This is a genomic window from Pseudomonas fluorescens, from assembly GCF_000967965.1.
Classification (GTDB): domain Bacteria; phylum Pseudomonadota; class Gammaproteobacteria; order Pseudomonadales; family Pseudomonadaceae; genus Aquipseudomonas; species Aquipseudomonas grandcourensis.
This window is the reverse complement of record NZ_LACC01000053.1, coordinates 25,338-37,920: the sequence shown is the minus strand read 5'-3', so window position 1 is coordinate 37,920 and position 12,583 is coordinate 25,338. Positions and strand designations below refer to the sequence as shown.

Sequence of the window (12,583 nt, the reverse complement as noted above, 5' to 3'; positions counted from 1 at the left end):
CGGCTTCACGCCGGAGTTGCAAGGGGTGTACCTGAAGCAGGAAGGCGGGCGTACCCGGGCGTATGGGTACGTGATCAAGGCCTGATGCTGCACGGGTCAGAAGCGTTCAACCTACAAGGTTCATGTGGTCAAGCAGTAAGCGTTAGCCCCTGTCCGGCCGCGTGCTGTACGTCGCCAGACCCAGGTTCAAAACTCTGCAAAAGGCAAGGAGTTTGCGATGGCTGATTCAAGCAAGAAAATGGGCCTGATGGGGCTCACGACGCTGGTAACGGTCAACATGATGGGCTCTGGCATCATCATGTTGCCCACCAACATGGCTCAACTGGGCGCCGTCTCGCTGCTGTCATGGATCTTCACGGCGATCGGTTCGATGGCCATCGCCTACTGCTTTGCCCAGTGCGGGGTCTTCTGCTCACGCTCCGGCGGCTTGTCCGCCTACACCGAAGAAGCCCATTCAAAGTCGGGTTTTTTTCTCTGCTCGTACCTGTACTTCCTGTCACTGGCGATCGCCAACGTGGCCGTGGCCATTTCGGCGGTGGGCTACATGACCGCCTTCGTGCCCTGGCTGGGCACAGGTGCGATTCCACTGTGTGTCGGCACGATCGGGCTGATCTGGCTGACCACCTTCGCCAACTTCGGTGGCCCTAGCATCACCGGCAAGATCGGTGCGTTCACGGTGTGGGGCGTGATCATTCCGGTCGCGGGCCTGAGCATCATCGGCTGGTTCTGGTTCAAGCCTGATGTGCTGGCCGCCGCCTGGAATCCGCACAGCGTGGCGATCTCCGAAGCCATTGGCAAAGCCATACCCCTGACCCTGTGGGCCTTCCTGGGCATGGAGTCGGCGGCCCAGGCCACCGATGCCGTGGAAGACCCCAAGCGCAACGTGCCGCTGGCCTGCCTGTTCGGCACCCTGGGGGCCGCCGTGGTCTATGTGCTGTCGACCACTGTCATCCAGGGCATCATTCCTAACGCGGAACTGGCCAAATCCTCGGCGCCCTTCGCATTGGTCTACGCCACGATTTTCAGCCCGATGGTCGGCAATATCGTCATGGCCCTGGCGGTCATGGCCTGCGTCGGCTCGCTGCTGGGCTGGCAATTTACCCTGGCGCAAACGGCCAAGATGACGGCTGACCAGAACCTGTTCCTCAAGCTGTTCAGCAAGGTCAACTCCATGAATGCGCCCGTCATCGGCATGATTGTCTGCGGCGTGCTGCAGACCCTCATGGCCCTGTCGACCATCTCGCCCGATGCCGCCGCGCAGTTCAGCAAGCTGGTCAGCCTGGCGGCAGTCACCAACCTCATCCCCTATATCACTGCGCTGACGGGCCTGCTGGTGATCATGCACAAGGCCGGGGTCTCGTCAGCGATTCACACGCGTAACGTGGTGGTCTTGCTGATTGCAGTCACGTACTCCTTGTACGCCCTGTATGCCTGCGGCAAGGACGCAGTGATGGGCGGCACCCTGGTGCTCGCTTTCGGCTACCTGCTCTATGGATTCCTCGCCAAGCGCTTCACCGACGCGCCAGCGGCCAACCAGGCCAGGGCCGCAAACCCTTAGGCGTGGCCAACAGGACTGCACAGACATCTGCATACGGGGAAACCGGACATGAACGTACCATTTGCCACAACCACCAGACTGCTGCTTGCCTTCGCACTCTCGACGCTGCCGCTAGTGGCCGGCGCCAACACCCTTGAACGGGTACGCAGCAGCCACACCTTTACCCTGGGCTACCTGCCTGACCTGGCCCCTTTCAGCAAACAGGAGGGCGACAAGGCCAGCGGTTATGCCATCGACCTTTGCCTGAAAGTCGCCGACAAGCTCAAGAGCGAACTGGGTCTGCCTGACCTGCAAGTGCGCTACCAGCCCGTCAAGATTTCGGACGAGGTCAACGCCGTGAGCCAGGGTAAAGTCGATATCCTCTGCACGCCGACACCGCCCACCCTGGAACGGCGCAAGATGATCAGTTACTCCATACCGATCTATACCGCTGGCCTCTCGGTCGTGGTGCGCAACGATGCTCGCGAACCGCTGCTCAATGTGCTCAATGGCAAGGTCGCCAATACCGGTCCGACCTGGCGTGCCAGCATCAACAACGGTCTGGCCAACCAAACCTACGCGACCCTGGAGGGGGGCGTGACCGAAGACTGGATTCGCGAGCAGATGCGCATGCTCAATGTGATTGCCTCGCTGGTGACCGTGGCCAACAACGACGAGGGCATCAAGCTGGTCGCCGAGGGCAAGGCCGATGCCTTCTTCTCCGAACGCATGCTGCTGCGCAACGAAGTCGCCAAGGAGGGCGCGGCCAAGAACCTGATGCTCCTGGACCGCATCTTCGAGTACTCGCCGGTGGCGATGATCGTGGAACGCAACGACGAAGACTTCCGATTGCTGGTCGATATGGCCCTGAGTGAAGCCTATCACTCGGGCTTCATAGAAAAGGCCTACGACCAGTATCTGGGCGGGAGCAACCTTGCCGTGAAAAGACTGTTCAGGGTCTATGCATTGCCCTGATGCCATTGTGAATCAAAGGCCGCCTGCGGGAGGCCTTTTTCATGGGCAGTGTCTTGATAAATGCAGAGATTGAATGAAGGGATTGCACCAACTGAGCCTGCGCCCAACCCGTTACCGCGATGCCCGCCACGGCACAATCCAGAGCGCGCGCATTCGCACGCGTCATCGGGCCACTGGCGGCCGACTTCTTCGCGAGTCCGCTCACCGTTTAATTTTTACGCATTCTTTACGGTAGGCGGTTTTGTCCGCAACGATACTGGCCGCGATTTTTTTGACCGTCCATGCGCCTGCATTTCTAATGATGCTGGCAATGTATTGCCCAAGGATGGCATGAACTTCCTCCACCGCAATTTGAGAGAAGCGACCCTTGAGTAAAACAGTGACCAGTGCACATGCAGATACCCAATCCAAAACGTCAGGAGTGGGCTTGCTCGTCGCCGCCGCTGGAGTGGTTTACGGGGACATTGGCACCAGCCCCCTCTACACGCTGAAAGAAGTCTTTTCCGGCCACTACGGCGTTCAGGTAAATCACGACGGGGTGCTAGGCATTCTGTCGTTGATCTTTTGGTCGTTGATCTGGGTGGTCTCGATCAAATACGTGTTGTTTATCCTGCGGGCCAACAATCAGGGCGAAGGCGGCATAATGGCGTTGACGGCGTTAGCCCGCCGCGCGGCAGCACCTTATCCGCACTTGAGCAAGGTACTGGTGCTGCTTGGCCTGTTTGGTGCGGCACTTTTTTACGGGGACAGCATGATTACCCCGGCTATTTCGGTGCTCTCTGCGGTTGAAGGGCTACAGCTGGCGTTTGACGGGATCGAGCACTGGGTTGTGCCCTTGTCAGTGATCGTGCTGGTGGCGTTGTTCTTGATACAGAAGCACGGTACGGCTCGCATCGGTATCTTGTTCGGCCCCGTGATGGTGCTGTGGTTTGTCGTGCTGGGTGCACTGGGGATCTACGGGATTTTGCAGCGGCCGGAAGTATTGCAAGCGCTCAATCCATACTGGGGGGCGCATTTTTTTATCGTTCATCCGGGAATCGGTGTGGCGATTCTGGGCGCTGTCGTGTTGGCACTAACCGGTGCTGAAGCACTGTATGCCGACATGGGCCACTTTGGCCGCAAACCGATCTCTCGTGCGTGGTTCATGCTCGTACTGCCCGGTTTGGTGCTCAATTACTTTGGCCAGGGCGCGTTGATCCTGGGAGACCCGGAGGCTGTGCGCAACCCGTTCTATCTGCTGGCGCCTGATTGGGCACTGCTGCCGATGGTCGCGCTCTCCACACTGGCGACCATCATCGCTTCTCAAGCGGTGATTTCCGGTGCTTTCTCCCTGACTCACCAGGCTATTCAGCTGGGTTATATCCCTCGTATGTTTATCCAGCACACCTCCAGTCAGGAGCAGGGACAGATTTACATCGGCACGGTTAACTGGGCATTGATGGTCGGTGTTGTTCTGCTGGTCATCGGTTTCGAGTCGTCCAGTGCATTGGCCGCAGCCTATGGTGTCGCGGTGACGGGAACCATGTTGATCACAACAATCTTGTCCTCGGCGGTTGTCCTGCTGCTATGGAAAACTCCGCGCTGGTTGGCCATCCCGATGTTGCTGGGTTTTCTGCTGGTCGACGGCCTGTACTTCGCGGCCAATGCGCCAAAGATTTTCCAGGGCGGTGCGTTCCCGGTGATTGCCGGTATTGGTCTATTCATTTTGATGACGACCTGGAAGCGGGGCAGGAAGATTATTGTCGAGCGGTTGGATGAAACGGCACTGCCTCTACCGTTGTTCATCGGCAGTATCCGTACGCAACCTCCCCATCGCGTACAAGGTACGGCGGTATTTCTGACGGCCAGGGCCGATGCTGTTCCTCATGCACTTTTGCACAACCTGCTGCATAACCAGGTTTTGCATGAGCAAGTGGTGTTGCTCACTGTGGTGTCTGAAGACAGCCCTCGCGTGAGTGGTGAACGGCGGTTCGAGGTTGAAGCCTATGGTGAAGGCTTCTTCCGGGTCAGTCTGCATTTTGGTTTTATCGAGGAGCCCGATGTTCCCTTGGCGTTGAGTCTCTGTCACTTGACCGAGCTGGATTTCAGTCCGATGCGCACGACCTATTTCCTCAGTCGGGAAACGGTGATCCCGACCAAGCGCATCGGTATGGCCCGTTGGCGAGAAGGCCTGTTCGCGTTTTTGCTGAAGAACGCCAATAGCAACCTGAGGTACTTCAAGTTGCCATTGAACCGGGTGATAGAACTGGGCACACAGGTTGAGATGTAAAGAGTGATCGAGTATTCGGGGGCAGGGTGCGGTGCGAAAAGTTCAAAGCCGCCGCACTGTCCGAGCACCTCAAGCGTTCAATGTGGGCCATTCATGCTGGATGAACCACGCGGATCAGATGTCGATTCTCCATCGAGGCGTTGAATTTCTGCTGCAACTCGCGAGCCACCATCTTGATCACTTTGAGGTGACCCAGGTAGTGGTGGAGGTTGTTGAACAGTATGTCCAGCAGCACATCCTGCGGTGAGTGCAAGGGGTGCCGTTCCCCCAGGCCACTCAACTGGGAATCGTCAGTCGCGATTACCAGCAAGCGTGATTTAGAGAACAGCAAGCCGAACGACGAGACCTCGAAGGCCAGGCTATCACCGCCCGAGTAGCTTTCCGGTCGCTTCCAGATCAAGAACAGGTTATCCGGATGGAATTCGATGCGTGAAACTTCGTCCGGATCCAGTGCCGAAGCCAGCGCGTGATCGTCCAGTTTGAAATCGCTGCGCAGTAGGTCCCGTTCTGCCGCATCGGGATTGCTGAACAACATCACATCGACATCGAGGTGTTCAACCGATACCAGCGTCCCATTGGCGAGTTGAAAACTCTTGATCATGTCTGACCTATGGCGTTATCGATTGAGAAAAATCAGTGTCCCGCAAGCGGGTATCGGAGCATGCGTTTACCACGCCTGGCCACGACGTTTCAGCTCCAGGCGGCGAATGAACTCCTCCAGAACCAGGCAATACAGGTCGTCCTGCAAGTAAGCGTCTTCGATGCCCGCGTCCATGTTCGGGTTGTCGTTAACCTCGATTACCACCACCTTGTCCCCCGACTGTTTCAGGTCGACCCCGTACAAACCATCACCAATGAGGTTGGCAGTCTTCACCGCGAGTTCGACCACCGCCTGGGGAGCTTCGTGAACCGCCAGTGTGCGGCATTCGCCGTTGATGTCCTGGCCCTTGGCTTTGTGGTTGTAGATCTGCCAGTGACCTTTGGACATGAAGTACTGGCAGGCGAAAATCGGTTTGCGGTTGAGCACGCCAATGCGCCAGTCGTACTCGGTGTAAAAGAACTCCTGAGCCAGCAACAACACCGAGTGTTCGAATAGCTCAGCGGTGGCTTCCAGCAGTGCCTGTTGGCTTTCGACCTTGATTACGCCCCGGGAAAAGCAGCCATCGGGAATCTTCAGCACTAATGGAAAGCCCAGGCGTTCACCCACTCGCTCGAAGTCTTCCGGTCGTTCCTTGTAGAGAATCTCGGTTGCCGGCATACCCAATTGGTGGCTTTTGAGCAGATCAGTCAGGTACACCTTGTTGGTACAGCGCAGGATTGAAGCGGGATCGTCCATTACCACCAGACCTTCGCTTTCCGCCTTCTTGGCGAAGAGATAGGTGTGGTTATCCATGCTGGTGGTTTCGCGAATCAACAGGGCGTCATACTCGGCGATTCGTGAATAGTCTTTCTTTTCGATCAGGTCGACATCAATACCCAAGCCTTTGCCGACCCGGATAAAATTCTCCAGTGCCTTGGCATTGGAAGGCGGCAGCGCTTCTTGCGAGTCATGCAGAATGGCCAGGTCGTAGCGGGCCACGCGGGGTGAACGTGGCATTCGCCATATCTTGCGGCTGAAACTGTCCAGCGAGTTGGCAAACTGATCTTCCTGATCTTCGCGTAACTTTTGCAAGACACCGGACTTTATTCCGTCGATGCGCCAACTATTACTTTTACGGAACTCTACCAAGAGGATCGGGCATGGGAAGAGTTCAAAGATTTGCCGTGCCAGATCCTGTAATGGTTCAAGATTGGTTTTACCGAAGTACAGGGTGAGCGTGAACCCTTCGGTATTACTGTAAATATGGTTGTTCAGTGCTTTGTCCAGGGTTTTGCCCAGATCGTCCAGCGCAAGGCCATACAGTGATTTTTTGGTAAGTTCGCTGATAGTGCGCACGGACGGAATAACTTTATGGCCGCGTGCTTCTGCCAGCAGTGAACAGTAATACCCGTGCCCCAGATACTTGTAGCTTCGGCAAAGATTAATAACCTGGACGCGCTTGCCGGCTTCGATCTCAAGAGGCTGTTCCAGGTATTCCTGGGCACTCATCATATCTTCCGAGGGGAAGTAAGAGGCCCAGTCTTCTTTTCGTTCAACAATAATGATCACCTGGCTGGATCTTCCCGGTGTCTCCGGTAAATAAGTCAGGTTTGATATTGCCGTTAACCGATTTTGCTCTGATACTTCACGCAAGCCACCCTGTACCGCTGACATATGAAAAGGTCCGTTGGAGAACAAGTCCTTATCTATTAAGCACGATACTTTTAAAAAGTCTCGTTTCGTTACGCAACTTTTACGGTGGGGCTATGAGCCTGTTATTTCGCAAAGCTACACACGATGATCTGAAGTCTCTGCTGGAACTGGAGAACCAATGCTTTACCTCTGATCGACTGACTCCGCGCAGTTTTCAGTGGATGATCAGCCGAGCCCATGCCAGCCTGATCGTTGCGCAAGACGGGAGTCAACTGATGGGCTACTGTCTGGTCCTGTTTCACCGTGGCACCTCTCTGGCGCGCCTGTATTCAATCGCTATCGCCACCCACAGTCGCGGCCTCGGTCTTGGAAAACAGCTTTTGGATCAGGCGGAAGATTGCGCTCGCGCTCACGACTGCGCCTACCTGCGACTGGAAGTGCGCCCGGACAATCCCGTCGCTATCAGTCTTTATGAGCGTAACGGTTACCGACGCTTCGCTGTGGTTCACAACTACTACGAGGATCATGCGCATGCGTTGCGTTTGGAGAAACGCATTCTGCAACATCGGGAAAGCCGTGAATTCCAGGTGCCTTACTACCAACAAACCACTGAGTTTACCTGCGGCCCGGCTTGCCTATTGATGGCCATGAGGGCATTGCAACCCGAGCGCTTGGTCGAGCGCCGGGACGAGCTGCAAATCTGGCGTGAAGCCACGACGGTGTTCATGACTTCGGGGCACGGCGGGTGCAGTCCCCAAGGTTTGGCATTGGCGGCCTGGCGCCGAGGGTTTCGAGTACGCCTGCAAGTCAGTATCGCCGGTCCGCTATTTCTCGACGGGGTGCGCGACGAACACAAAAAGGAGGTCATTCGCCTGGTACACGAAGCGTTCTGCGCGGAACTTCAACACAGTGACGTGGAGCATGTCAGCAGCAACCAGCTGGATCTGGCTCTCACGCTGAAGGCCGGCGGTCAGCCCTTGGTGTTGATCAGCAGCTACCGTCTGACTCGCTCCAAAGCGCCGCACTGGGTAATTGTCACTGACTACGATGAAGACTTCGTCTATCTGCATGACCCGGACATCGATCACAGTCAGCACCGTCAGGCACTCGACTGCCAGCATCTACCCGTCAGTCACAAGGCGTTCGACAAAATGTGTGCTTTCGGCGGCAACAAGCTGCGCGCCTCAGTGACGCTTTACGCACGCGAGCAGTCTAGCAACGCAGTGCCACTTGCGACTGATTGAAATCGATGGCTGCCTGTTGTCCGGATGCCAGACGGTCAACAGGCACTGATGGCTATCGGCTGAAACGTTCGGCCAGGCTGTGCAGGTAATCGGCCATGACTTCCAGATCCTGGCTGATGGCGGCGCCTTGCTTGGCCTGCCCGGCACTGTGATCACACAGTTGGGCAATTCGCGTGATCTGTTGATTGATATCTTCAGCCACGTGACTTTGCTCTTCAGACGCCGAGGCCATCTGCTGGCTCATGCCGGTTATCCGGGTGACGGCCTGGCTGATGCCGACCAACGCCGACTGAACCGCCTCGACACTTTGCATGCTTTCGCGGGAAATCTGCTCGCCACGATTGGCCGTTGATACGGCGCGATCGGCACCGTCATACAGTGAAGCAATGATGCCGTGGATCTGTTCGGTGGAGGTGCGGGTGCGTTGTGCAAGGGAACGGACCTCGTCGGCAACCACGGCAAAACCGCGTCCTTGTTCACCTGCCCGGGCCGCCTCGATGGCCGCGTTGAGCGCCAGCAGGTTGGTCTGTTCGGCAATGGACGTGATGACATCCACGACACTGCCGATCGATTGCGTTTCGCTCGCCAGTGCATTGACCGCCAGGCCAATCTCGCTGACCGCCTCGTGCATGGTTTTCATGGCGCTCAGGCTTTGCCGGGCCAGCTCACTGCCGTCACGGGTCAACTGGTCAGCCTCCGACGCGGCATGTGCGGTGCTGATGACGTTTTGCGTGACTTCCTGAATGGTGGCGGCCATCTGTGAAATGGCGGCGGCAGACTGGTCGGTTTCACTGCGCTGACGATCAAGCGACTGCGCCTGGGAACCTGAGAGTTCGGATGACTGCGCCGCCTTGGCCTTGACATTGACCCCGGCATCGACGAGCCGGCTCAGGGCAGTCTGCAGGCGCGCTTCCTCACTGACCATGGCCATGTCCAGTTGCCCTTGGGGGCCGTGGTTATCGCTGTAGGTGAGCGCGACCAGCGGATCGGAAAAGGCTTTTGGATGCTCGGCCAGGGTGCGCTCGATGGCCTGGCGATTTCGAGACTCGATCAGGTACCAGGCAACACCAAGGCTCGCGACCAGGACCCCTTGTGCCGCCGTTTTCGGTAGCCACTGACTACCCAGCAGTGAAACCCCGCCAGCCATCAATAATGGCCACCCCTGTTGCAGCGGCCGGAAAATCCGCGCGCTCAGCGAAACGATCGGCTTGCCGGCCCGCATCCTTGAATAGAGCGCTGATGCCCGGCGGACCTGGTCGCGGCTGGGCACCGAGCGGACCGACTCGTAACCACTCATGCGTCCGTTTTCATAGATGGGCGTGACGTAGGCACTGACCCAATAGAAGTCACCATTTTTCGAGCGGTTTTTCACAATACCCATCCAGGGTTTGCCTTGCTTGATGGTGTGCCACATATGCACGAATACCCCGGGTGGCATATCGGGGTGTCGAACCAGGTTATGGGCCTGACCGACCAGTTCGTCGTAGGTGAAACCGCTGATGGCGACAAAGGCGTCATTGCAGTAGGTGATTCGGCTATCCAGATCGGTCGTGGAGATCAATCGCTGTTCGGTGGGGAAAACTCTTTCATGCTCGGTTACGGGTAAATTCACACGCATACAATGCGACCCCTCGGATTATTATTATGTTGAGCATATAAATCGGGAATGCGCCCAGGCATTGCGCCGGCCGGGTCTGGAGTCAGATCGCGGAAATTCAACACGCGGGCCCAAAGAGGAATTTATGGGTGGGGGAGGCTATCGACCCTTCATTCGACGACAATTTCTTTTCATTTCATGACAAAACAGCGATATCAATGTGAAATCACTCGTAACGTCGACTTGAATGGGCCTTGAGTTGCGAATGAGCGTCGCGGTCAAAGGCCGCTGAGAGGAACCTCATTGGCCTGACGCCTGCCGGCTCGTTTCGTGTTGTCAGGCGGATGCGCCCACACCTGCGGCTTTCTCCGGCGCCGCAACGTCATGCAGGGAAATCCTTGATGTCTCCGGCAATGCCAACCCGCCCGCCAATGCGAGCAATGCAATCGCGATCAGATAGAACGCCGGCGACAGGTTGCTGCCGGTGGTGCTGATCAGCCACGTTGCCACCAGCGGCGCGGTGCCGCCGAAAAGGGTGTACGCCATGTTGTAGGTGATAGCCGAGGCGGTGTACCGGGTACGGGTAGGGAAGGTTTCCGAGAGCAAGGCCGCGGTGACCACGCCACACAACACCGCGCCAATCGCCAGGAGCATGACGCCGACGATGGACGCGGCGAACGACCCGGAGCTGGCCATCAGGAACGATGGATACACGACCACGATCAACAGCGCACAAGCGCTCATCACCGTGACTCGACGTCCGACCCGGTCCGAATACAGCCCGGCAAGCGGGCAGATCGCCGCAGCGAACAGCAATGCAATCAGCGATACCAGCAAGGCTGTTGCGCGACTCAGGCCACCGGCGACTTGCAGGTAGGTCGCGAAGTAGGTGGTGAACATGTAAAACGAGAGTGCCGTAAGTGACACAAAGGCGCCCAGGCAACAGATCGCCGCACCATGGTTGCGCAAGGTTTCCTTGAGAGGGGAATGTGCGACAGCATGTTCCTGAGTCACCGCCTGGAATGCCGGTGTCTCATCGAGCTTCCAGCGCAAGTAAAGGCCCACCAGGCCCAGGGGCGCGGCAATCAGGAACGGCAGGCGCCAACCCCAGCTCCCCATTGCTTCGGCCGACAATGACGCCTCGAGCGCATAGGCCACCACAGCAGCGGCGGCGAAGGCGGAAAATGTCGACACCGGAATGAAGCTGCCGTACCAGGCGCGTTTATCACTCGGTGCATGCTCCATCAGGTAGGCACAGGCGCCTGCGTATTCTCCCCCGGCGGAAAAGCCCTGGGCGCAACGGATCAGGGACAGAAGGATCGGCGCCATGACCCCGATCGCCGCATAAGTGGGCAGCAGACCGATCAAGGTCGTGGCACCGGCCATCATCAGGATGGTCATCGCGAGGGTGCGCTTGCGGCCGATCCTGTCGCCCAGCATGCCGAAGAAAATCCCGCCAAGGGGCCGAAACGCGAAGGCCACGGCGAATACCGCAAAGGTCTTGAGCAGCGCGGCACTGGCGTCGCCGCTGGGGAAGAATTGCTGGGCGATGGTCGTGGCCAAAAAGCCGTAGACGGCAAAGTCGAACCACTCGACGAAATTGCCGATGCCAGCGGCCACAATCACTCTTCTCAGCGTTTGTGGGCTGACTTGTTCCATAGTTGCGCTCGTCATGCTTGACCTCGACAGTTCGTCAGTAAGCTACCGATTATCGGGGCTGACCCGGAGGTGGTTCACTTCAAAAGTGTCACCCACATAGTCAGTACCGACTTCATGCCGTTGAATCAGGCATGATTCGCGCCAGATTGGCCGAGGGAGAGAAGTGGGCGATTTTTTCGCAAATTTGAAAAGCGTTGAGGGTATTGTCGTTCGCCGGGATCAGATCAATCAGAAGGGACGAAAATGACATTGACTGTCGAAAGCCTGGTCAGGATCGCAATGACCAATCCGGTAAACGCAGAAATTTCCGCTCGCTTGCCTGCGCTCGGTTTGAACCAATGCATGCTCACGGCCGGTTGCCTGTTCCAGGCCGTATGGAATCATCAGGCACAGCGACCACCAGAGTGGGGCGTGAAGGACTACGACGTCTTTTACTTCGATGATGACCTGTCGTGGGAAGCTGAGAATGAGGTCATCCAATCAGGTCACCGTCTGTTCCGCGACCTCGACGTGAGCATTGAGATCAAGAATCAGGCTCGCGTGCACCTGTGGTACGGCCAGCGCTTTGGCGGGGATTATCCAAGGCTTCAGTCGGCAAAAGACGGAATTGATCGCTACCTGATTGCTGGCACCTGCATTGGCCTGGACATCGAAACTGGCGAGGTCTATGCGCCCAACGGCCTGGCCGACACAGAGCACGGGCTGCTTCGAATCAATCCAAAAAATCCCAAGCCAGACCTGTTCGATCAGAAGGCGAAAAGTTATCAGGCTCGTTGGCCTTGGCTCAGGATCGTGGAGCCGCAAAGTTGAATCGGTTAAATGTCTCAGCTGATATCATTCAAGAATTACAGGCTGAGTAGAACAACATGAACCGTCAAAAGAAACTAAAGCAGCTGTTCAAGGCTAAGGCCAAAAAGGCCAGTGCCAAACTGGCACCGAAAAGCAAGTCGACCTACATCAGTAAAGCGGGCCGATTGAAGCTGGCTGCACAAACCACTGACGAGTCAACCATCGCCTCTGAGAGCTGATTCAGGTCGGACCGCGAAATCAGGCATTGCTTCGCCACGGA

Annotated in this window: 8 protein-coding genes and 3 pseudogenes; 6 read left to right on the top strand and 5 right to left on the bottom strand. The window is 57.0% G+C overall.

The features are described from left to right. Positions 1 to 217 precede the first annotated feature (217 nt). The 3 genes from potE (at position 218) to VC35_RS27815 (ending at position 4,781) form a co-directional block, all read left to right on the top strand. Positions 218 to 1,558, top strand: coding sequence for a putrescine-ornithine antiporter (potE, locus tag VC35_RS27825; RefSeq protein WP_046043913.1), 1,341 nt, complete (start codon positions 218 to 220; stop codon positions 1,556 to 1,558). 48 nt (positions 1,559 to 1,606) lie between these two features. Beyond that, positions 1,607 to 2,512 (top strand): amino acid ABC transporter substrate-binding protein, encoded by a 906-nt coding sequence (locus VC35_RS27820; protein ID WP_046043911.1) that lies wholly within the window; start codon positions 1,607 to 1,609, stop codon positions 2,510 to 2,512. A gap of 367 nt (positions 2,513 to 2,879) precedes the next feature. Then, positions 2,880 to 4,781: a potassium transporter Kup gene (locus VC35_RS27815; RefSeq protein ID WP_046043910.1), complete on the top strand. Its 1,902-nt coding sequence runs from the start codon at positions 2,880 to 2,882 to the stop codon at positions 4,779 to 4,781. Between the two features lie 106 nt (positions 4,782 to 4,887). On the opposite strand, the pseudogene VC35_RS27810 reads toward VC35_RS27815, so the two are convergent. Together VC35_RS27810 and VC35_RS27805 are read right to left on the bottom strand one after the other, a co-directional pair. Then, a pseudogene (locus VC35_RS27810) lies at positions 4,888 to 5,382 on the bottom strand (CorA family divalent cation transporter); the annotation flags it as partial. Positions 5,383 to 5,448: 66 nt separating this feature from the next. After that, the gene (locus VC35_RS27805) at positions 5,449 to 7,035 is read right to left on the bottom strand and encodes a RimK family protein (protein WP_046043908.1); all 1,587 of its coding nucleotides are present in this window, start codon (positions 7,033 to 7,035) and stop codon (positions 5,449 to 5,451) included. A gap of 92 nt (positions 7,036 to 7,127) precedes the next feature. Between VC35_RS27805 and rimI the strand changes: the two genes are divergently transcribed. Beyond that, positions 7,128 to 8,258 carry a ribosomal protein S18-alanine N-acetyltransferase gene (gene rimI, locus VC35_RS27800; RefSeq protein WP_046043907.1) on the top strand — a complete coding sequence of 377 codons (1,131 nt, stop codon included), beginning with the start codon at positions 7,128 to 7,130 and terminating at the stop codon, positions 8,256 to 8,258. A 52-nt stretch (positions 8,259 to 8,310) separates the two neighbouring features. Here the strand turns inward: rimI and VC35_RS30435 are convergent. The 3 genes and pseudogenes from VC35_RS30435 to VC35_RS27790 form a co-directional block, all read right to left on the bottom strand. Continuing rightward, a pseudogene (locus tag VC35_RS30435) lies at positions 8,311 to 9,285 on the bottom strand (methyl-accepting chemotaxis protein); the annotation flags it as partial. Between the two features lie 282 nt (positions 9,286 to 9,567). Further along, positions 9,568 to 9,876, bottom strand: a pseudogene (locus VC35_RS30430) (PAS domain-containing protein); the annotation flags it as partial. Positions 9,877 to 10,191: 315 nt separating this feature from the next. Then, positions 10,192 to 11,529, bottom strand: coding sequence for an MFS transporter (locus VC35_RS27790; protein ID WP_046043905.1), 1,338 nt, complete (start codon positions 11,527 to 11,529; stop codon positions 10,192 to 10,194). Positions 11,530 to 11,757: 228 nt separating this feature from the next. Between VC35_RS27790 and VC35_RS27785 the strand changes: the two genes are divergently transcribed. Beyond that, positions 11,758 to 12,324 carry a nucleotidyltransferase family protein gene (locus tag VC35_RS27785; RefSeq protein ID WP_080925417.1) on the top strand — a complete coding sequence of 189 codons (567 nt, stop codon included), beginning with the start codon at positions 11,758 to 11,760 and terminating at the stop codon, positions 12,322 to 12,324. 56 nt (positions 12,325 to 12,380) lie between these two features. Further along, positions 12,381 to 12,542: a DUF2986 domain-containing protein gene (locus tag VC35_RS29370; RefSeq protein ID WP_080925416.1), complete on the top strand. Its 162-nt coding sequence runs from the start codon at positions 12,381 to 12,383 to the stop codon at positions 12,540 to 12,542. The last annotated feature ends 41 nt before the right edge of the window (positions 12,543 to 12,583 follow it).